Origin of the sequence: Anaerosolibacter sp. (assembly GCF_029240175.1) — a bacterium.
Classification (GTDB): Bacteria; Bacillota; Clostridia; order Peptostreptococcales; family Thermotaleaceae; genus Anaerosolibacter.
The window spans coordinates 1-21,971 of sequence record NZ_JARBTM010000029.1; the positions used below are offsets into that span (position 1 = coordinate 1).

A 21,971-nucleotide genomic window follows, 5' to 3' on the forward strand; every position below is an offset into this window, starting at 1 on the left:
TGTAGGGGTCGCATAGTATGCGACCCGTAGGAATGCCATAAAATTTAGGCGGGTTGCATACTATGCAACCCCTACGTTGAAAATCATGATCTCGATCTTGTGTCGCATCTTTTATTTAATACGTAGTTTAGAGATAGTTTATATTTTAACAAAACAGAATAAATACCTGTAAAGGGTAAAAATTTACTATTGTAAAGGACAAAAAAACGCTTTCCTAAAATGCAGGACTATTGTCGTAAGTTATCGAAATAAAATAGAAAATAAAACAAATATATATTTTAGATCTAATCAGCAAAAGGGGGGATAGTCCATGAAATTAAGAAGTAAAATGCTTGTTCCGATCCTGTTGGTTATGATTGTTGCCATCAGTGTGCTAGGCTTAAGCAATTATTACAATGCCAAAGGGACAATCATGGGACAGCTGCAGGAGCAAGCAGGTAATGAGTTAAATACCATCACTACCATCATGCAGCTAAATAGTTCGAGCTTGAAGACATTGATAGAAACATTAAAAATAGGGGAAGAAGGCTATGGATATGTGGTGGATGATCGGGGGATCATTACTGTACATCCAAACAGCGAGATGATCTCTACAAATTTAGGGGACTATGATTGGGGAAAGACGATTCTTGAGAAGAGAAATGGGGAGCTTACATATACTTTTGATGGATTAGAGAAATATGCTGTGTTTCAGGCTGTGGGGGGAAGTATCGTAGTGGTAGCAGTACCCACGGAAGAGTTTATCGAACCTTTAAATGCCTTAAAGGCACAGATTGGTATTATACTACTGGGGGCAATGTTGGCAGCTACCTTGATCATTACACTGTTAATTAATAAAACCACCATCAGACCTGTAAATAAGCTCATGGATGCTATGGCACAAGCGGGAAAAGGAAACTTGAGTGTAAGGATGGATCTAAATTCAACGGATGAAATGGGTACATTGGGTGAAGGCTTTAATCATATGACAGAAAATATTAAGCTATTGGTCAGCAGCGTAAAGGAAACGGTTTTAAAACTCCAGCAAGCTTCGGAAATTATTGCATCCTCCACAGAGGAGGTGAGCGCTTCAACAGTAGAAGTCGCTAAGACCATTCAAGAAATTGCGGCAGGAACAACGAATCAAGCTGTAGAAACAGCAAATAGTCTAGAGATAACGAATATACTAGCAGATAAAATAGCAACTGCCAATGAAAAAGTCAAGGTTACTACCGAGAGAACCACAGATATGCAATTAAAGAATGAACAGGGAATGAAAGCAATCCACGTCCTTGAGAATAGATTTGAAGAGAATACGAAGGCATCTGCTGTTGTGGCAGAAAATGTAGGAACATTGGCTGAAAAGTCTAAGTCTATTTCAATGATTGTGGAAGCGATTAAGTCAATCGCAGAGCAAACCAACTTGTTGGCATTAAATGCTGCCATTGAGGCAGCACGGGCAGGGGAGCAAGGCAGAGGATTTTCTGTTGTGGCAGATGAGATTAGAAAGCTGGCAGAACAGTCTGCAAAGGCAACAGGGGAGATACAAAGTATTATTGGCGAAATTATCCGTGTCATAGGCACAACAAACCATACCATGGAAGAGGCCAAGATCATCGTAGCCAATGCCAATAGTGCCATGATAGAGACCAAAGAAACGTTTACAGGCATAAGGGGTGCAGTGGAAGGGGTAACCCGCCAGATCGATTTGCTAGGCGCAGATATCAACGAAATGGGTACTGCAAAAACAAATGTCTTAAAGGCCATAGAGAGCATATCCTCAGTGTCTCAGCAGACTGCAGCATCTACCGAACAGATTAGTGCATCTGCCGAAGAGCAAACGGCTTCTATGGAGGAGATATCCTCATCCTTGCTGGAACTGAATGCTATGGTTCATGAACTGAGCGATAGTATAAAAATGTTTAGGTTTTAATGCATTCTATGAAGAAACAGAATATTTTTAGGAAAACACGAAGGTTCCTGATATATAATTAGGAATCTTTTTTTATATTAATGAAAAGAATATTAAAGCAAGTAGGAGATCGCTAGAAAATAAATTGAAATGCAGAAGGTGATAAAATGAAGGTAGCAATCATGGGTGCGGGTTTATCCGGTCTATCCTGCGCATTGACCCTTGAACGACATGGCATAGATGTAACCATATTTGAAAGCAGGAGTCAGGTGGGAGACAGGTTTGTTAATGGAGAGATACTCCTTTCTATTTTAGAACGTCCAGTTTATGATTGTATAGCCTATTTAGCAGAGAAGCACCATATTTATTTACATCCAGTGAGCAATATTGCTGAGCTTACACTATATGGAGAGAAGGAGACAGCCGTTATTACTGGATTTTTAGGATTTACGAATATAAGAGGACGCCATGAAGATTCTTTTGAAAAGCAGCTAGCGCGGCAAGTAAAAAGCAAGATCATTTATAATAGTGACTATACATACAATCAATTAATGAAGGAATTTACCCATGTGGTCATGGCAACAGGGGATGGGGAATATGCGATTAAGCTAGGTAATTATCAGAAAGATTTATCGGTAACGTTAAAGGGGGCAACGATTGAAGGTAACTTCAAAGCACAGTCAGTTACTGCATGGTTAAACAATGATTTTGCGCCAAAGGGATATGCATACTTGATCCCCTTTTCAGACAGGGAGGCAAATATTGTTATTGCATATCCAGATTATCCAGAAAATATAGTTAAGAACATTGATACGTTATGGGAAAAGTTCTACCAAGAAGTATGCACGAAATTGAATCAAGAATTGAGGGTTACTGACAGATTTGAGGTTCGTAAATATATTATTGGTAGCTGCCAACAGGCAAGAATAGGAAATACATTATTTACTGGAAATTGCTTTGGTTCAATTATGCCATTTCTGGGGTTTGGGCAGTGGATGGCTATTTTGACAGGTATTTATGCAGCCCACGATCTGTGCGGTTGGGAACAATATGAGGAGCTAGTGAAACCCTTACGGAAGGGATATGATAATTCATTGATACTAAGAAGGGGGATGGAAAAAGCGGACAATCCTAAACTGGACTTCATGGTGAGAGCCTTAAGCGGAAGAGTTGGACAAAAGCTCTTTAACAGTGGACATCATGATCCATTAAGGTTTGCCAGTTATCTATTGAGACCGTTTGTATGAAGATGTATAATAAATGTTGCTTTTTTTTCTATATAATGCTATGATGAAAAGGCTAAGATGGTTAAATTATCATCTAGGATAGATTTAATACAGTTAACAACATTTCCTCTTTTTAGGATAATAATGTGAACAAGATTAAATCTTAATTAATCAAAAAGGAGGAATGTTGAAATGGCAGATAAGACTTTAGCATGTAAAGATTGTGAAAAAGACTTCGTTTTTACAGAAGGCGAGCAAGAATTCTACAAGGAAAAAGGTTTTGAAAACGAACCTCAAAGATGTCCAGCTTGTAGACAAGCAAAGAAGCAGCAAAGAAACAATAACAACAGAGGTTTCAGAAGATAATATAACTTCAATATTTAACCCCAGGGGATTTATCCCACTGGGGTTTTTATTTATATCTTAAATTGTTCTACAACCCGTTCAAGCTGGGCAGACAGCGTTTTTAATTCATGGGCATGGCTAGAGACTTCTTCTACTGCTGCCAACTGTTCTTCAGATGAGGCAGAAACCTCTTCAGTAGCAGCGGATGTTTGCTGTGTAGAGGCAGAGATATTTTCCATGATACCTACAATTTCATCTTTCATATTCCTCATGGATAAGCTTTCCTTGCTAATTTCGTTTACACTGACGATCAGCGTATTTAGGGCAGTAGATATTTCTCTGAAGGCATTTTTGGTATCATCTACGGCAATATTTTGTTCTCTGGACACAGACTTGACCAGTTCCATGGTTTCCACAGAGGAACGGGAGTGCTTATGAATATCGCCGATAATATCCTTAATTTCATTTACTGCTTTTTCTGATTGTTCAGCCAGTTTTCTGATCTCATCTGCTACTACAGCAAAGCCTCTTCCAGCATCACCAGCCCGGGCGGCTTCTATAGAAGCATTAAGAGCAAGCAGATTTGTTTGTTGGGAGATTTGGGTAATTGTTTCTGTAATGATATTAATTTTGTTACTGCTTTCACTTACTTTATGGATAACATCGCTAATAGTATCTGTTGCGGTATTGTTCTTCTTTGTGGTATCAATTAATGTTTCTACGGCGCGTAATCCTTTGGTGCTTAGCTGATCTGTTTCAGTAGCTACTTGATCCATATGTAGGGCAGAATGAGCTACGGTTTCAATATTATCTGCCAAAATATCAACCCTATGTACTGCATTTTCAGTGCTGCTTGCTTCTTCTCCAACGGCTTGAGCCACCTCTTGAATGGTTGTTGCTACTTCATTGATCGCTCTAGAAGTCTCTTCCGTAATGGTAGCTAAAGACTCTGAAAACTTCATGACTGTCGTTGAAGAATCTTTCATGGTGGAGATCAACTGCTTCATATTTTTTAACATGACATTAAATGAGTCGGCCAGCATACCCGTTTCATCATTATTAGAGATATTCAGTTCCATAATTCGAAGATTTCCTTTAGAAACCTCCTCTAAGTGATTTCGAATCATTTGTATAGGTACGGATATATGTCTGGAAAATAGGATGATGGCGACCCCGCCCAGAATGGTAGAGCCTATTAAAATAAATAACAGCAATTTTAAGATGGCATAGGAACCTTGGTTATAGTCCTGCATATAAGAACCAGCGGAGACGATCCAGCCCCAATGGGGATCTTTTTCTTGATAGGATATTTTTTCGCCAACCTGATCAGAGTTGGGTAACGTCCAGGTATAATAAACAAATCCACCACCGCTTTTGGCAGATTTAATCTGTTCCTGAACCAGTTTAAATCCACTGCCGCTCTTGTCTTCCACATCCCATACATTTTTCCCTTCTAAGGAAGGATGAGCCACTTCCAAGCCACTTTCATCATAGACAACAAAGTAGCCATGTTCACCTAAATTGATGTTCTTATTAATTTGTCGCTTGCCTTCACTATCCATCTTTCCCAATAGGTAGATCTTGACGTCTTCTTGAGCTTCTGCCAATGTGATAGTTCCCATATTTACTTCTTGTTGTTTTGCATCAATAAGCTGAAGTGCTTGCTTAACGCTGTTCTTAAGTATTACTTCGCCTTTTTTGTTTAGCTCGGTGGTTGAAATTCGATAGCTGACAAGTCCTGCAACCAGCAACGGAAGAATCAGAAGTAGCGATGTCATTGCGATGAGCTTTGTACGAATAGAGTTTGTCAAGTTCAATTTGATTTTCTTTGTCTTCATAAGCTTTCCTCCAGTGTTTATTTTTAAATAACAATAGTGCATAGGTATGCAATCTATTTAAACATGATTCGACAATATGTGTCAAAATCCTCTATTATCGGCCCAGTGCAATGATGGTTTATAATGGAAAATGAAAAAAATGATTTTGGGGAAATATAACATACAGGTGAATGCCATAGGACCAGGGTATTTTATTACAGATCTAACGGAGAAGCTCGTGAATGATCCTGAATTTAATCGTTGGGTTCAAAGTGAAGTACCGCTCAAAAGATGGGGAGTACCTGAAGAGCTAATAGGGACTGCCATATTTTTGGCCTCAGATGCGTCAAATTATGTAAATGGGCACACCGTTTATGTTGATGGCGGGTGGCAAGCATCCCTGTAACACCAATTTGCAAGACTTCCATAAGATTATGATTTATTGCTTAGGCTGAAAATAAGTAACCGGATAGTATACCTAACGGACTTATTTTTCAGCCTTTGTTTGTTTGGGCGTGAGATATTCAGATATATAAAAATCAGCGAGACCCTTTATAGGGAGCCCCATAATGATGAAGAAATTAATAAGCAGCTGTTAGCTCAATGCAGGTAATGTCAGGAAGAATGTTATTAGAATAACAATGTTTATAAAACAACAATCGATGGTATATATAGCGTAGATTCTTTCCTAACGTTAGGAAGGCTAGCCAATTTGTGTAATGAAACAGTGTGATTGAAGAAAGCGAGGATAGATATTAATAATGTTCATATAAGCTAAGCAAATGAGGAGGAACAAAACGTATGAAACTAAAGACAAAAATACTCGCACCAATATTAGCAGTGATAATACTTGGGATTGGTACACTAGGGGTTATTAGCTATTATAAAGCGGAGAGCATCATATTGGATCAATTATATATCCAAGCTGAGGCAGAACTTGAAACAGCGGTATCAATGCTTGAAAAGGGCAATGTCGATATGCAGAGCTTGCTAGATAAGATCAGCGTGGGTGTCAGTGGGTATGGTTATATAGTGGATGAAAACGGTTTCATTGAAATTCATAAGAATAGAGAAACCATAGGAATAAACCTAAATGATTATGATTGGGGAAAAACAATTCTTGCAAAGCAAGAAGGGAACCTCACCTATATATATAACGGTTCAGAGAGATATACCGTTTTTAAGAAAGTAAATGATCATATTGTGGTGATAGGTATACCTACAGAAGAGTTTATTGGGCCCCTTCATTCATTACGAACAGGAATGATCATTACTTTAATGATCGCTTCAATCATATCCGTGTTGGTTATTTTTTTCTTAGTAAACAAGCAGATTATAAAGCCTTTAAATTCCTTATCAAATGTCATGGGACAAGCAGGTAATGGAGATTTGCAAGTTAGGCTAGAAGTAAAAACAAAGGATGAAATCGGGGTACTGTCAGAGAATTTTAATAAGATGACGGAGAACATTAGAAATTTGGTATCCAATGCAAAAGAAATTTCTGTAAAATTAGAGACTACCTTTGGTATTATTGCAGAATCCGTGGAGGAGACAAGTGCATCGATGGAAGAGGTCTCAAGTGCCGTTCAACAAATTGCGGCAGGTGCTACGACCCAGGCTTCAGAGATGGACAATAGTGTACATATGACAGATGACTTATCGGATAAAATTGAAAGTATGGCCCAGAACATGACCATTGCCTTAGAGAATACAGGAAATATGCGCAATGAAAATGAAATCGGAATGGATTCAATTATCCAACTGGTAGATGTATTTGAGGAAAATGCACAAACAACGGAAATCGTAGGCGCGAACATTGAATCTCTGGCAGATCGATCAAAGTCTATCGGGATGATCGTAGAAACTATCGAATCCATAGCAAGTCAAACAAATCTATTGGCTTTAAATGCTGCTATCGAGGCGGCACGAGCTGGAGAACATGGAAGGGGCTTTGCTGTTGTAGCAGATGAGATCAGAAAACTGGCAGAACAATCATCAAATGCTACAAAGAACATACAACATATTATTACAGAAATCATCGGGGTTATTGGGAATGCCAGCAGCACAATGACAGAGAATAAGGTGGTTGTACAAAATGCAGCCAATGTTCTAAACCAAACAAGAAAAGTTTTTGAACAAACAAAGACCTCGGTTGAGGAAGTGACAAAGAAAATTGAAATTTTAAACAAGGATATTATTTTTGTTGATAATCTAAAGGGAAATGTATTAGATTCTATCAAAAGCGTAGCATCAGTATCCCAAGAGACAGCAGCCGCAACCCAGCAAATCAGCGCATCAGCACAAGAACAAACTGCCTCTATGGAAGAAATCAGTGCATCTATTCAGGATTTAAGTGAGATGGTGAATGTATTATCAGAATCCATAAGCGTTTTTAAGGTTTAATAATGGTGGTTGTAAATGGATGGCTTTTAATACAGGAGGCGAATATGACACAACAGATTATTGTATTTACTGTGATAGCAGCAGCATTATTCTTCTTTATAGACGGTAGCGTTCGTTATGATTTTGTGGCCTTTTTCGGATTGCTTGTATTGGTTATTACGGGGGTCATTTCTCCTGAAAATGCGTTTTTAGGATTTAGTCATCCTGCGGTCATAACGGTAGCTTCGGTATTGGTGATTAGCAGTGCATTAATCAAAACAGGGGTCGTTGATCATTTGGTTGTTCTGCTGAACAAAGGACCGAAGGATGTTTCCATAAAAATTATGGGCTTAATGGTTGTAACGGCATTATTATCTGGTTTTATGAACAATGTAGGTGCCTTAGCGCTGATTATGCCAATTGCAATACGTGTTGCCAAGGATAGTAAAATGTCGCCGTCCCAGTTTTTGATGCCTGTGTCGTTCGCATCCTTGCTGGGGGGCATGTTAACAGCAATTGGGACACCACCCAACTTGATTGTTTCTACCTACCGTGTTGAAGCAGGCTATGATGGGTTTGCATTTTTTGATTTTGCGCCGGTAGGGCTTGTATTGATGAGTATAGGGGTCATATTTATAACACTCTTAGGCTGGCGGCTGATTCCAACGCGAAAAGCTAGAGAAGATGAGTCGTTGTTTCATATTGAAGATTATTTATCTGAAGTAATTGTAGCTGACCGCTGTAAAATGATTGGGAAAACCCTAAGGGACTTTTATGGAATTCACAAACTGGAGGTCAATGTACTCAGCATCATACGAAATGGCCGGAAAATCATTGCTCCCCTTGCAAGTGAACAGTTGATGGCTAGTGATATCTTGATTGTAAAAGCGATTTCTTCCGAACTGACCAATCTTATTGAAAAGACAGGCTTATCTCTAAAGGGAGCAAAAGCAGAGTGTTTAAACTCGGAAACTTCTTTGAAGTCAGAGGACTTTGCATTGGTAGAGGTGGTATTAAGAGAGGACTCGCCATTGATTGGAAGAACCGCTGTGGAAATTCAATTACGAAATAGCTTTAATGTCAATTTGGTTGCAGTGTCTAGAATAGGCATCCCGCCAGTCAAACGATTAAAGACTTTCCGCTTTAAGACAGGAGATATTTTGTTGATGCAAGTGCCAGAAAGCATTCTGCAGGAGACTTATTCTAAGCTGCGGTGTTTGCCCCTTGCAGAACGTGGTGTTGGACTTAATGTGGGTAAGGCCAAAAAGAAACAATACATATCCCTGGGGATATTTCTAGCATCCATTGTTGCCACCAGTGCAGGGGTCATCCCTGTTCAAATTTCATTTTCTCTTTCTGCTGTATTATTGGTATTTGTAAAAGTAATTAACATTGAGGAATTTTACGATGCGATTGAATGGCCAACCATTATCATGTTAGGCTCCTTACTGCCCCTAGGAGGTGCGCTGCAAAGCAGTGGGGGATCTGATACCATAGCCAATATATTAATAAAGGTAGCTACAATTTTGTCACCACCTTCAATGCTTGTTGTGCTAATGTTGTTAACCATAGTATTGACAAACCTAATTAACAATTCTGCCTCTGCAGTATTGATGGCACCCATTGCCATAAGTTTGGCCGGATTTATGGGTGTTTCTCCAGACCCACTTCTCATGAGTGTTTGTGTAGCCTCGTCTTCAGCATTTTTAACACCAATTGGGCATCAATCTAATATGTTGGTCATGGGCCCTGGTGGATACCATTTTACAGATTATTGGCGGTTAGGCTTACCCTTATCTATTTTAGTTATTACGATTGGGGTACCATTGATTTTATACGTATGGCCCTTTTAAATATAGTTGGGATCAAAATGTAAGCATAAGCTTGAGCTGGGTGAATCCTGCTCTTTTTTTTGCTGGAGCACAGGTATGAAATTATATATTACAAGTAAATTAGCCTATGAAAAATAGCCATATCTATTCTTTGAAGGAGGTAATAAATGGAATATGTAGAAGTTAATATGATAGAAAGCTGAATCAGGATAGTAGAACAGCATAAAGGAGGGATTGGGATGGTCGGTGATACTAAAATAATAATAAACTCATTTATAGAAGGCATTTCAAAAATGAAGGAAGTTCAGTCGATAGGCATAAGTGGTGGCAAGGCACCAATTCCAAAGGCTGGTGAAGGCGACATTGATATTTTCATATATTGCGATGTGATACCTAAACTTGAGAAGAGAGAAGCGTTAATAGATCAAATGGGAGAGTTAATACAAGAAAGGAACGTTAATATCTTTGAAGGAGGTCACTGGGGAGCAGGGGATTATGTGCTGATAAACGGAATTGAAACCTGGCTAATGTATTTTACAGTAAATGAAACCCTGAAAGATGTGGAATCTATACTTAACGGTGATTATCCAGACAAGTTGGACAATTATTATTATCCAGTCGGCCGCTGTGCCATGTTTAAGGATATCAATATCTTATATGATGAAAATGATTTTCTGGGGTTATTAAAGAAAAGATTGCATGAATATCCAGATAAATTAGCGGAAATACTTGTACAATATCATCTAGATAAACTTGATGATACGGAAGATCTAGAACGTGCAGCTGCTAGAAAAGATGTGTTGTTTTATCATTTCGCAATAGATTTAGCTATTGATCATTTTCTGCAGGCATTATTCGCCATGAACAGGATTTATTTTCCTAGTAGAAAAAGAACCTTGGATTTCATCAAGAATTTTGATATGAAACCTGAAAGATGCAGTGAAAGATTATTAGATATGCTCAAGTTTGGTAGTTATGCGGATGGTATAAGCCAATCTTATGTACTATGGAAAGATATGATCGATGAGATGAAAAAAATGTATACTCATTCTTGATCGTTAAAGATGCAGATACAATAATTACTCTTTGGGATGGTTTGTTTTTTGAACTAAAGAGAAAGTAGCTAAATCACAGCATTATTATGCTATAGAATAACGTGACATAGGGATTGCATGAACAATAGCACAAACACAAGGAGATTATGAAAATGGCAATTGATAAAGTTAGAGAATATTTAAAGCGGTGGAACAAGGATGAAATGATATTGGAGTTTGATGTCTCAAGTGCAACTGTAGAGCTTGCAGCACAAGCGTTACATTGTGAACCAGAACGTATTGCAAAGACGTTATCATTTAAGGTTGACGACAATTATATATTAATCGTTGCTGCCGGCGATACAAAAATTGATAATGCAAAATTTAAGGGATTATTTAAGACAAAAGCAAAGATGCTTGCGCCAGATGAGGTAATAGAATTTGTTGGGCATGAGATTGGCGGAGTATGTCCCTTCGGCGTAAATGATAATGTCAGGGTATATTTGGATATTTCTTTAAGACGATTTAACACAGTCTTTCCAGCGTGTGGCAGCAGCAATAGTGCAATCGAGCTAACCCCAGATGAATTAGAAAAATATTCGAACAGCTTGGGATGGATTGACGTATGTAAAGGATGGCAAGAGAATGAGAGCTGAAGTATCAATGACCAGCACAAATAGCTATGAGATTAATTGGACAAAACTGTATCCGATTCTTTTTGAGTATCAAAGTGCTGTAGATTGCGAGATGTACCATAGAAAGTTTACTGAAATGGCAAAAGAAATGATGACAATCTATAAATACTCTTTAGATGACAAGGTTTTGGTGCTCAAAGATTTATTGCATAAATCATATTTAGAGATGCAGAAGGAACACAATTCAAAAAGGTAACTGAATGAAACGAACATTATGAAATGCTAAACAACATTAATTTATCTGCTGCAAAGAAGCGGTTATGGCTATGGCTTCTTCTGAAAATGAATAGGGGGAGTGAGTTATTTAATGATTGTGTATCATACCGATAAAAAAGTTGATTATGATAGGTTAAATACTTTATTCAATGAGGCCGGATGGGATGATAAAACGAATGATATGAGTAGGTTAAAAACCATGGTTGAGAATTCTCAAATAGTAGTTACTGCATGGGATGAAGAAATTATGGTTGGATTTGCCAGATGTACAACTGATTATGTATTTAATGGACAAATAAATAATGTCGTGGTTGATTCAAAATACAGAAGAAACGGTATTGGCAAGACTTTAATAAATATGATATTAGATAGCAGCAACCAGGTTACATACATGTTGAGGGGGAGTGTCAGGAACGAGGAATTCTATAGAAGCTTGGGTTTCGAAGATGGGCCAATATCTTTGATTTATAAGCGAAAAGGATAAGATTGTGGCATTATGTACTAAATTACAATAAAAGAGAGGACTTAAGATGAATAAAAAAATAGCATTAATTCATTCAGCGAATCTGGCTTCCGTTGATTACGCATATGCTAGTCAGGTATCTTCAGACATGGATTTATTATTTCTGGCTGGAGCATGCCCTATTAATAAAGACGGAGAAGTGCCGCACTTAGATGACTATGAGCTTCAAGCAAAACTTTGTGTGGAGAATTTGAAAGAAGCATTAAAGGAATGTGGTGCCTCCCTAGAAAATATCGTATATACCAGAGTACTTGTTGCATCTCAAAACCGATCAGACTTGGTAACTGCTTGGAGAGCAATAAGAACAGCGTTTGGTGAACATGATGTCCCAAGTACTTTATCTGGGGTTACCGTATTAGGATATACGAATCAATTGGTGGAAATTGAAGCAGTTGCGGCAATAGAAAAACTTACAAAATGAGCATAATAGGAGAGTATGAAAAGTAAATGGTGTAGCCTTTGAGTTTGATATCAAATAAAAATATCATTCGGGAGGGTATACCATTTATTTTATATTGAACTGTAAAAAACTTCTAATTCATATGATATAATTGGTATGGCAAGAGATTATGGACCGGGCAGGGACATTGCCCTAGCCCAAAAGGTATAATCTTAAAGCGGAATGGGTAGTAATCAAAAGCATTCATATTGGAGGTAATTAAATGAAAACAAAACGAGTGATTGTTATCCCATATGATCCTAAGTGGAAGGATGAGTTTCAAAAAATAAAAGTATATCTAGAGAAAGCTCTTGAAAACAGCATTGTTACAATTGAGCATGTAGGGAGTACTTCGGTGGAAGGGTTATCGGCCAAACCAATTATTGATATAGATATCATTATTGAAGGTTATCACAAGTTTGAGGATGTTAAATCACGCCTGAAAAATCTAGGTTATTGTCATGAGGGAGATTTAGGAATCAAGGACAGAGAAGCTTTTTCATACACAGAAAAGCATGAGTGTATGACCCATCATTTATACGTATGTCCTCAGGATTCTAATGAATTAAAAAGACACGTTGTTTTCAGAGATTATTTGAGAACCCATAAAGAAGATAGGGAAAAATATAGTGCAATCAAATTACATGCAGCAACAGAGCACCCTACAGATATCGATCGTTATATGGAAAGCAAAAACCCTTGTATCGCTGAAATTTATAAAAAGTGTGGATTATAAGTATGGGTGAAAATAGACCTTTTATCATAACATTCATTGGAGACGGATTTATTCTGAGTGCGTTTTTAGTGATATTATCATTGTTTCCAGAGTTTATAGAACGATTTGGAATTCGCTTTGAGCCACTGCCTACTTTGTTGCAGATCCCTATTTTACCAGCATGGATAATGAAAATATTAGCAGCGAGCATTCTCTTAATCATATCCTATGGATATTTAAGGCTTAAAAGATGGGGTTATTGGCTCATGGTAAGTGTCCATGTATATTTTTTAGCAGCATGGATTGTTGCATCGCTACAAAGTGGACAACAATCTGTTTATCAGAACCCGATAGCAATAATTATCGGATTAATATTTATTTTACCGACAATAAAATACTTTAACAGAAAAACCTTTACATCATAATTTTCTTGTTTTACAAATTTGATAAAATTAATATTTAGAGATATTCTAAATCCAAACCTATAGAATTACTTACACCCTAAAAACAAAGAAAAGTCCTTAAACCTAAGGATTTTTCTTTGTTTCTTTATAGATTATTCATACTTAGCTAACTGCCAAAAGCCAATCCAAGTAGTTTGAAGCATATGATTTCTGCAGACAGCTGCTTTTAAAATAGGAAATTGTACTCATTTTTTATAGGAAATTAGGAGGAGTTTTTATATCCCGATAGAATATTACATAATAAAATACTACGTATGCAGACCGATTACTGCATAGCTCGGAATATCTATGTAAAAAGACCTAGACAAATCTAGGTTTTTATTATAAGCATTGCTGAAAATTACGTTTTTTGGTAAAGGAGAGTATCTTGTGCTAGAGAAGCTGGTTTCCAAGCTCTTCCTAAATGAATCTCATAGAGAAACAAAGGGTGATAGGGAACTTTCACTTGCCAGATGAAAAAGAGAGGGGAGATTTAAGTAGTGAGAATTAGAAGTGCTTTTGTTGCTATGATCATGGTGATCCTATGCATAATCTATACGAGTGTCGTTGTATTTGGAGAAGAGATTACGGAAGCTGTCGTCATTGATAAAATTCTTTACATCCATGAAAAGCCTCAAGGAAATTCCAAAGTGATTGGCAGTGCGGGAGCCGGAGATCGTATTTCTGTATTAGGGAATGAAGGCAAATGGTTAAAAATTTCAACAGAAAACGGTGTTCACGGATGGATATCTAGCCAATCAGTTCTTATTGCTGATAACAGTAAAAATCCTATAAAGGAAGGGATCGTAAATGGAGATTATCTCCGTGTATATGAGTCTCCTGATTCCAATTCAGCGCCTATGGGAGCGTTGGGCTTTACTTCTAAAGTTAGTATAATAGCACAACAGGGAACATGGTTCCATGTTGCCATAGGTGACGAAATCATTGGTTGGGTACCTGTTCAGCATATTACAGTAACAACAACACCTATTTATCCAAAGGCGATGGTTATGGAAGACAAAACGGAAATAAAGGCAGAACCAACATATAATAGTGACACAATTTTTGAAGTAGAAAAAAGCACGACTGTTTTATTGAAGGACTATACAGCGGACTATTTCCATGTGATACTGCCAGATGGACAAGAGGGATGGATAGATAAGTATCAGATGAAAACAGTTCACGAGGTCATTGATCAAAAAAAGAATAGCTATTTTAGCAAATATGCAGCTCCACAAGTAGATAAAAGCAACAGTGTAAATGATGTCTTTGAGGATATTAAGAAAGTATCAACCCTAATCGGAAAAGATTTTACGGCTACAGCCTATGACTTGTCTATTTCATCCTGCGGGAAAGCCGTTGGTGAAAAGCATAGAGGCTTTACAAGTACGGGCATGGATTTGAATGGCAAACAGTGGGGAGATGTTATGGTGGTTGCCGTCGATTCAAGGGAGATCTCCTTAGGTAGTAGAATTTTAGTTCTCTTTGAAGCAGATGATTGGCGATCAAAATATAATGGAATTTATATTGCCGGAGATACAGGAGGCGGGGTAAAAGGGAGAACGATAGATATCTACCTGGGTGACAATGGAAATAAGCAACTAGAAGAAGTGAAAAATTTTGGTAGAGAGAAGAATGTAGAGATTTATTTAATTGATTAGGCTTTTAGAATAAAGGACTGTCTCAATTGTAGGAATTATTTAAAGCATATAGAAATAGCTTTCATTATAATGGGTTATGATCGTTGCGTAAAAATAAGGGGGAATGGATATGAAGAGAATTTTTACTGCGATTCTTTTAACCATGATGCTTTTAAGTACATCTGTGGATGCTTCATCCAATGATATAAAGGTAACATTGGATGGAGACCCATTAACTTTTGATGTTGCGCCAGCATCTATACAGGGAAGAACGTTAGTACCGCTACGTACAATATTTGAAGCTCTGGGGGCAAAAATTGATTGGGATGATACAACCAAGACAGTTACAGCAACAAAAGGAGAGATCAAGGTTGTATTGACAGTAGGTAATAAGCAGGGGGAAATAAACGATAAAGCAATAGAGCTGGAGGTGCCAGGAACCATAATCAATAATAGAACATTGGTACCTGCCAGATTTGTTGCTGAGGCTTTAGGGGCAAAAGTTGATTGGGATGGAACCACAAAGACAGTAATCATCAATAGTAGTGAAGTGGTGGCTAAAAATCAAGAAACCAACATTGTCCAAAATGGGGTTATCACCTTTGATGATAAGAGCTTCGGATATGTAAACACCCAAATCTATGCAGATCCTGGTAGATACAATGGAAAGAAAGTGATTATTACGGGATTTGTCTTTAGAAGTTCCGATTTTAAAGAGAATGAATTTAAAGTAGTAAGAAAGGAATCAAGTGGATGCACTGCAGATGCCTATGTATTGGGATTGGTGTGTCGTTCAGAAAACGCAGTTGATTACGAAAATGATCAATGGGTAACTGTTAAAGGTACGCTAGTTGTTACAAAGTATGTAGATCCTAAAACAAACTTTATATATGAAGAAATATATCTTGAGCCTGAGAGCATTGAGAAGATTAAGAACAGAACGGACTATTATATATACTAATAACATTTTTGAATGTAGAGCCTATCTAGGCAATTTTTACGAATAAATCTGTCTAGATAGGCCTTTGCTATTATCATGAAAGTAGGAAACTGTAAATAATTCTGTGTGCTAGGAGAAGTATCCATCGTTGCTATCTGGTTTTGAAATTTTATCTACATTATATATTAAGAGGTAATCATAAAATAATGTTAATATAATAACAAAATCTTGTAAAAACATGTAGAATAAAGTAAAATTATGGTACAATAGGACTCAAGCACTATTTTTTAAAAGATATACAATCATAATATCTTGAATTAAAAATTAAAATCCATGGCTAGAAAAATATTTTGCACAGTTTCAAAACGAACAATTTGTTTTGAGTTTTATACTGGAGTACACCTATGGTTCATATGAAATGAGTATATTTACAATATTAGCAATGGAGGGAATGGCTGTATGTATGGTCTTTTGAATCAAGAGGACTTAAAGGCTCTAGAAAAATATGTTTCTGAGGAGATTAAGCGTTTAGAACATGAACAGAAAATCGTTCAAACTGACATGCATCTATCTTATGGAGTGAATGAATGTAGATTAGCCCTTGAAGCCATAAGGCATCTACTATTTAGTTATAATGAATATATTTCTTAAATTTTTAAGAAAAGCAATATAGGAGGCTTTTTGATGGCAAATGATTTATTTATTAATTTGCTTTTACTGATTTCATTTACGTTTGTCGGTGGACATATATTAAAAGAAGCTCATGAAAGCGTAATGAGTAAAGTGTATGGGAAGATACTAATTGGAATCGGTGGTGGTATATTAGGATTATTGATGATGGTGTATACTATCCAAGTTGTTGGCACAAATACGCTGCTAGATCTTCGGGCACTATCAATGATTATCATGAGTAGTGTGGGAGGTTTGCTATCAACGATTGTAGCCGGATTTTTTATTATCTTATATCGTGTAGGATACTTTGGGATAAATCAGTCGTCTATCTTTGCTGTTGTACATATATGTTTATATATCATATGTTTTCATATCATCAACAAAAAAATCAAAGGCTATGAGAAAAACTGGTTTGCTAAACTAGCTGTAGCATTAACTATTTTGGTTACAACATTTCTTTACTTATTAAGGAATGTTGAGGGTCATTACTTGATAATAGCTAAATTTGCAATAGTGGTTATATTTGCTGGAAGCCTTGAGTACTATCTATTGAAGTATACGAGGCGGTCTAATGAACTATATAGAATTTATAGAATAGATTCAACAAAGGATTTTCTTACGGGACTTAATAATACAAGAAGTTTTGATAGTTTACTAAACATGAGTTTCAACAGAGTGAAAGAAAATAATGAAAAGTTGTCCTGTCTCATGGTGGATATAGATCATTTCAAGAGGGTTAATGATACTTTTGGGCATCCCATTGGGGATATGGTCCTGAGAGAACTTGCAGATATTCTGAAAAAGAATGTTAGAAACATCGACATCATTGGACGAGTAGGCGGAGAAGAGTTCTGTATTTTACTTTTAGATTGTGATAAACATCGATCTTATGAGATAGGTCTAAGAATAAGAGATGCTGTAAAAGAACATAGCTTCCCTGTGGGAAACGATGATATTATTAAAATCACTGTTTCTATAGGCGCTGCAACCTATCCTGATCATGTAGGAAATTTGGAAGAAATTATGGAAAAGGCAGATGCTGCCCTGTATAAAGCAAAACAAACAGGGAGAGATAAGGTCTGTGAAAGCAGTTAATATTAGAGGGATTATATAAGATCATCTTTATTGCACAGACGACGATAACCTCGTATTACTTATTTTAACGGAGATACACTAATGATTGTGTAAATAAAGCCATGAATATGCCAAATATTTAAGTTTATTGAGTATATTAATGGTTATCAAAGAAGGTATAAAAACATTCTATTAGACAGTGAAAACGATGCCAAGTATAATCAATAACTGTGAAGTATATTTATATGGGGGGCATCGTGATATGAAAATTTTAAGAATAGCTTTAATCGTAGCATTATCCTTGCTTGTTTTTGCAGGGTGTACAAGTAACTCTACAGATGTTGTTACAGATGAAAGTAGCTTGATGACAGTAGATAAAGAGAAAAAGGAAGTTAGCATGCAAACTGAGGTGAATGGTAAATACTTTACTGAGCCTACAAGACATGGTGTGGTTTATAAAGATGGATCCAATGGCGAGAAATCAGTGTTAAGAGGTTTGGTAAGTGAAAAAGAATTCCATCAGGCACTTCTTGATATTGGTGCACAAGCTGGTAACAATGTAACTCTTGAAGATATGGCCAAGGGCATCAAAGTAGAAGGGGATAAGCTAGATGTTACGGTTACATGGGAAGGACTTGGAAAAGAAATTCCTTTCGCAGATATCATTACTTCAAGCGATCCAAGACCTATGGATGTAAGATTTGGTGGAAACCTTGAAAGAGCAGAACAAAAAAATACTGGTTGTATTTTATGCTTAGATAGCTGTGCTGTTGGAATCACAAGCAATAGCAGTTATGTTACTGGAGAATCAAATACAGTGAAATTCTTCGGCAACAAGGATGTCCTTCCGGAAGATGGAACAAAGGTTACTGTAATATTTAGACTTGCACAATAATACGAAAAGATAAAGGTATTGGATGGATGTCCTATGCCTTTTATTCTATGTTTTGAAAGATGAGTTACACTTCGAAACGGAGGCGTCATGATGAAGTATTTTAAGATGCTGTATATTAGCTTTTTATGGGGTGTGTTATTTGCAGTTGTTTGCTTTCAAAGCGAATGGTTGGAAATGAGGGTGAATATTGGGCTGATTGGATTTGTTATGATGGTGGTCTCTTTCTGCACTTTGATGGTTATTGATAAGAAAAAGGGCAACATGAATAAGCTGCTGAATTTCAAGTTTGTCTTATGGAATCTGGTATTGACCATTGGAGGCATGGTTTTATTATTAGGATCAGAAAGAATATCTGTGCTGCCTGCTGCAATTATTAGAGAAGGCTTACATAGCACACGGGTGAGCTTTACGACGATAAATATCCTAATTCTTTCATTTCTCATACTTGGTGCAGGTGCAATAGTTTGTAGTGAAAATATCCAAAAAAAATCTGCTAAAAATAGTAGAATTCTTTTCAAGTAATATAAGGGGGCCCACGTTAATGAAGGATATAAGAAGATCGACCTGGATGAAAATAGGCGCTTTAATCGCTATTGTACTCATATATTTATTTGTTAAGCCTGTGAAAGATAGTATAAATGAAGTAATTATCCTGTTTAGTAAAGTAGATGTGGAAGCTGTAAAAGCTTATATATTATCATTCGGTATATGGGCACCCATCATTTCTTTTCTCTTAATGGTATTTCAATCCATCGCGGCACCATTGCCAGCTTTCCTAATCACATTTGCAAATGCTGGACTATTTGGATGGGTAAAAGGCGCTATGCTTTCATGGGCAAGTGCCATGGCTGGAGCTGTGTTATGTTTTTATATTGCGAAGTTTTATGGAAGAGCAACGGTAGAGAAGCTTACCAGTAAATTTGCACTAGAAAATATTGATGAGTTTTTTGAAAAGTACGGAAAATATGCAATACTTATCGCTAGATTACTTCCATTCATTTCTTTTGATATTGTTAGCTATGCTGCAGGATTGACATCCATGAGCTTTTGGGCCTTTTTCTGGGCAACAGGGATAGGACAGCTGCCGGCTACCATCGTATATTCCTATGTAGGAGGCATGCTAGCAGGTGGTGTGAAGAAGTTCGTATTTGGTCTTTTAATACTATTCTCCCTCAGTGTAATGATTGTATTGTTCAAGAAAATCTGGAATGATCGAAGTAAAAATCAAGAAACGCCAAAGTTATAGTGTAGAAATTGGGGATTGTTGCCATAATGGAGCAATCCTTTTATGTCATGAGAATCTTTCAAAGGAATGATATAGATGCATAGGGGATTTGATAATGAGGTAAGTAAGCTGTTGAAAGAAGAAAAGGAAAAATGCATAGGGTGTAATCTTTGTATGGAAAATTGTCCCATGCTGAGCCAATATTGCAAAACACCGAAGGAACTATTATCCCGAATAGATGAAGCACAGCAAGTGGAGGCGATCATTCCCTATTCCTGTGCCTTATGCGGATATTGTACCCAAGTATGCCCTAAGCAGGTGGACTTAAACAAAGTTTTCTTTACATTGAGGATGAATATTGTAGGTGAAAGGGGAGAACTTCCTAAAACCATAAATTATAGGCCCGTTAAATTTCATCAAAAGAATAGCTTTTCAAAGTTGTTCACAACTAATGTAAAGGGACTGGAAGAGGGGAAGAAAAGGAGTATTTTTTTTCCTGGATGCAGCTTAACTGCATACAATCCAGATTTGGTTATGAAAACCTATGAGTATTTGCGGAAAAAGCGGCCTGGAACTGGAATCATGATGAATTGCTGTGGAAAGCCTACCTATTCTATGGGGGATATGGAAAGCTTTAACAAATATTATTCAACAGTTCAAAGTAGTTTTGATAGCCATGGCATAGAGGAGATCATTGTGGCGTGCCAGAATTGCTACAAGAGCATGGCACAGCATAGTCCTAACCAAAAGATTACGTCTTTGTGGGAAGTTATTGCAGATATTGGAATCCCCGAAGATAAGGTGAATATAGGGGCCGATATTTCAACTACCTTTGCTATACATGATCCTTGTCCAACGAGAAAAGAGAAGAGTATTCATGATTCAATACGGAAAATTAGCAAAGAACTTGGCTTGAAAATAAGGGAAATGGAGTTTTCAAGGGAGCATACACTGTGCTGTGGATCAGGGGGCATGTTAGGGATTACCAATAAGGGTCTAGCTTCAAGGCAAATGGAAAAGCGGGCCAACCAAACAGAAGAAGAATATATCGTGAGCTATTGTGAAGAATGTGTTGAGTCTATGAAGCATGGAGGGAAAAAGGCAGTCCACATACTAGATTTTCTCTTTAATGAGAAGATGTATTTGAAAAAGGAGTTTCATCAAGGTCAAATCAGTACGCTAAAAAGATGGTCCAATAGATATACGGCTAAACGAAAGGTAAGCAAATTGAGGGCAGAAGGAGGTAGAGACAGTGGAAATCAGAAAAAGTAAAACCAAAGTGGTGAAATATGGATTTCTTATACTTATGATAGGAATCATGATTCTTCTAGCAAATCGATGGAATCTTTTTAGAGATTTTACGCCACAACAAATAAAAGAATATGTATGTTCATTTGGTGGCTTGGCGCCCATCATCTATATCATCATGTTTACCATTGTACCACTGACTTTATTTCCAGATTCGGTTCTTGCCATCGCTGGGGGGATGTGTTTTGGATTATTCTGGGGATCTGTTTATACGATGATAGGTGCACTGTGTGGTGGAACCCTGTCTTTCTATATTTCTAGGCTTGTTGGAAAGAACTTTATCAAAAAAATCCTAAAAAAAGATTTGGGAGACTTAAGCAACACCATTGAGGAAAAAGGATTCTTGATTATTCTGGTACTTAGGCTTATCCCATTGTTTCCATACGATATTATAAGCTATAGTGCAGGGTTATCAAACATAAAGTTTAGGGACTTTTTAGTCGCTACGATCTTCGGTACAATACCAGGTATCATTGTATTTACAAATGTAGGAGATAAGGCTACAGAAATCGGCTCAACGGGCTTTTACATTTCTATTAGTTTGTTGGTCATTTTGTTGATTGCATCTGTAGGGCTAAAAAGCAAGATTTCTTTAAGAAAAGTAGAAGAAAAGTTAGGACATTCGCCCCAACAGAAACTATTTCATAAGGAGATTTAAA

General features: G+C 37.1%; 23 protein-coding genes. 22 read left to right on the top strand and 1 reads right to left on the bottom strand.

Annotation, left to right across the window (positions count from 1 at the left end; all coding sequences use genetic code 11):
- Nucleotides 1-310: 310 nt before the first annotated feature.
- The 3 genes from K0R93_RS16940 (at nucleotide 311) to K0R93_RS16950 (ending at nucleotide 3,483) form a co-directional block, all read left to right on the top strand.
- Complete coding sequence (locus K0R93_RS16940) at nucleotides 311-1,912, top strand: methyl-accepting chemotaxis protein (RefSeq protein ID WP_300303805.1); 1,602 nt, start codon at nucleotides 311-313, stop codon at nucleotides 1,910-1,912.
- Between the two features lie 146 nt (nucleotides 1,913-2,058).
- The gene (locus K0R93_RS16945) at nucleotides 2,059-3,138 is read left to right on the top strand and encodes an NAD(P)/FAD-dependent oxidoreductase (RefSeq protein ID WP_300303808.1); all 1,080 of its coding nucleotides are present in this window, start codon (nucleotides 2,059-2,061) and stop codon (nucleotides 3,136-3,138) included.
- Between the two features lie 171 nt (nucleotides 3,139-3,309).
- The gene (locus tag K0R93_RS16950) at nucleotides 3,310-3,483 is read left to right on the top strand and encodes a zinc-ribbon domain-containing protein (protein ID WP_300303811.1); all 174 of its coding nucleotides are present in this window, start codon (nucleotides 3,310-3,312) and stop codon (nucleotides 3,481-3,483) included.
- 50 nt (nucleotides 3,484-3,533) lie between these two features.
- Here K0R93_RS16950 and K0R93_RS16955 read toward each other — a convergent pair whose 3' ends face one another.
- Nucleotides 3,534-5,300 carry a methyl-accepting chemotaxis protein gene (locus tag K0R93_RS16955; protein WP_300303814.1) on the bottom strand — a complete coding sequence of 589 codons (1,767 nt, stop codon included), beginning with the start codon at nucleotides 5,298-5,300 and terminating at the stop codon, nucleotides 3,534-3,536.
- A gap of 130 nt (nucleotides 5,301-5,430) precedes the next feature.
- On the opposite strand from K0R93_RS16955, the gene K0R93_RS16960 reads away from it, so the two are divergent.
- From K0R93_RS16960 to K0R93_RS17050, 19 genes are all read left to right on the top strand, one after another.
- Nucleotides 5,431-5,685: an SDR family oxidoreductase gene (locus K0R93_RS16960; protein ID WP_300303817.1), complete on the top strand. Its 255-nt coding sequence runs from the start codon at nucleotides 5,431-5,433 to the stop codon at nucleotides 5,683-5,685.
- Nucleotides 5,686-6,080: 395 nt separating this feature from the next.
- Nucleotides 6,081-7,682 carry a methyl-accepting chemotaxis protein gene (locus K0R93_RS16965; RefSeq protein WP_300303820.1) on the top strand — a complete coding sequence of 534 codons (1,602 nt, stop codon included), beginning with the start codon at nucleotides 6,081-6,083 and terminating at the stop codon, nucleotides 7,680-7,682.
- A 44-nt stretch (nucleotides 7,683-7,726) separates the two neighbouring features.
- Nucleotides 7,727-9,514, top strand: a complete 1,788-nt coding sequence (locus K0R93_RS16970; RefSeq protein WP_300303823.1) for an SLC13 family permease — start codon at nucleotides 7,727-7,729, stop codon at nucleotides 9,512-9,514.
- Nucleotides 9,515-9,732: 218 nt separating this feature from the next.
- Nucleotides 9,733-10,548: a DUF4037 domain-containing protein gene (locus tag K0R93_RS16975; protein WP_300303826.1), complete on the top strand. Its 816-nt coding sequence runs from the start codon at nucleotides 9,733-9,735 to the stop codon at nucleotides 10,546-10,548.
- 152 nt (nucleotides 10,549-10,700) lie between these two features.
- Nucleotides 10,701-11,183: a YbaK/EbsC family protein gene (locus K0R93_RS16980; RefSeq protein WP_300303829.1), complete on the top strand. Its 483-nt coding sequence runs from the start codon at nucleotides 10,701-10,703 to the stop codon at nucleotides 11,181-11,183.
- Nucleotides 11,173-11,418 (top strand): hypothetical protein, encoded by a 246-nt coding sequence (locus K0R93_RS16985; protein WP_300303832.1) that lies wholly within the window; start codon nucleotides 11,173-11,175, stop codon nucleotides 11,416-11,418. Before K0R93_RS16980 ends, K0R93_RS16985 begins: the two co-directional genes overlap by 11 nt.
- A gap of 111 nt (nucleotides 11,419-11,529) precedes the next feature.
- On the top strand, nucleotides 11,530-11,922 hold the full coding sequence (locus tag K0R93_RS16990) for a GNAT family N-acetyltransferase (protein WP_300303835.1): 393 nt from the start codon (nucleotides 11,530-11,532) through the stop codon (nucleotides 11,920-11,922).
- Between the two features lie 46 nt (nucleotides 11,923-11,968).
- Complete coding sequence (locus K0R93_RS16995) at nucleotides 11,969-12,382, top strand: RidA family protein (protein WP_300303838.1); 414 nt, start codon at nucleotides 11,969-11,971, stop codon at nucleotides 12,380-12,382.
- Between the two features lie 241 nt (nucleotides 12,383-12,623).
- Nucleotides 12,624-13,136, top strand: coding sequence for a GrpB family protein (locus K0R93_RS17000; protein ID WP_300303841.1), 513 nt, complete (start codon nucleotides 12,624-12,626; stop codon nucleotides 13,134-13,136).
- Nucleotides 13,137-13,138: 2 nt separating this feature from the next.
- Complete coding sequence (locus K0R93_RS17005; RefSeq protein ID WP_300303844.1) at nucleotides 13,139-13,540, top strand: hypothetical protein; 402 nt, start codon at nucleotides 13,139-13,141, stop codon at nucleotides 13,538-13,540.
- Nucleotides 13,541-14,058: 518 nt separating this feature from the next.
- Complete coding sequence (locus K0R93_RS17010) at nucleotides 14,059-15,219, top strand: SH3 domain-containing protein (RefSeq protein WP_300303847.1); 1,161 nt, start codon at nucleotides 14,059-14,061, stop codon at nucleotides 15,217-15,219.
- A 109-nt stretch (nucleotides 15,220-15,328) separates the two neighbouring features.
- Nucleotides 15,329-16,159 carry a stalk domain-containing protein gene (locus K0R93_RS17015; RefSeq protein WP_300303849.1) on the top strand — a complete coding sequence of 277 codons (831 nt, stop codon included), beginning with the start codon at nucleotides 15,329-15,331 and terminating at the stop codon, nucleotides 16,157-16,159.
- Between the two features lie 438 nt (nucleotides 16,160-16,597).
- Nucleotides 16,598-16,789: a hypothetical protein gene (locus K0R93_RS17020; protein WP_300303852.1), complete on the top strand. Its 192-nt coding sequence runs from the start codon at nucleotides 16,598-16,600 to the stop codon at nucleotides 16,787-16,789.
- Between the two features lie 33 nt (nucleotides 16,790-16,822).
- Nucleotides 16,823-17,905, top strand: coding sequence for a GGDEF domain-containing protein (locus K0R93_RS17025; protein ID WP_300303855.1), 1,083 nt, complete (start codon nucleotides 16,823-16,825; stop codon nucleotides 17,903-17,905).
- Between the two features lie 241 nt (nucleotides 17,906-18,146).
- Nucleotides 18,147-18,779 carry a YdjY domain-containing protein gene (locus K0R93_RS17030; protein WP_300303858.1) on the top strand — a complete coding sequence of 211 codons (633 nt, stop codon included), beginning with the start codon at nucleotides 18,147-18,149 and terminating at the stop codon, nucleotides 18,777-18,779.
- A 90-nt stretch (nucleotides 18,780-18,869) separates the two neighbouring features.
- Entirely contained in the window at nucleotides 18,870-19,301 is a 432-nt protein-coding gene (locus tag K0R93_RS17035; RefSeq protein WP_300303861.1) for a hypothetical protein, read from the top strand.
- 19 nt (nucleotides 19,302-19,320) lie between these two features.
- Entirely contained in the window at nucleotides 19,321-20,025 is a 705-nt protein-coding gene (locus K0R93_RS17040) for a TVP38/TMEM64 family protein (RefSeq protein ID WP_300303864.1), read from the top strand.
- A 75-nt stretch (nucleotides 20,026-20,100) separates the two neighbouring features.
- On the top strand, nucleotides 20,101-21,276 hold the full coding sequence (locus tag K0R93_RS17045; RefSeq protein WP_300303867.1) for a (Fe-S)-binding protein: 1,176 nt from the start codon (nucleotides 20,101-20,103) through the stop codon (nucleotides 21,274-21,276).
- Nucleotides 21,257-21,970 carry a TVP38/TMEM64 family protein gene (locus K0R93_RS17050; RefSeq protein ID WP_300303870.1) on the top strand — a complete coding sequence of 238 codons (714 nt, stop codon included), beginning with the start codon at nucleotides 21,257-21,259 and terminating at the stop codon, nucleotides 21,968-21,970. Before K0R93_RS17045 ends, K0R93_RS17050 begins: the two co-directional genes overlap by 20 nt.
- Nucleotide 21,971: the final 1 nt, after the last annotated feature.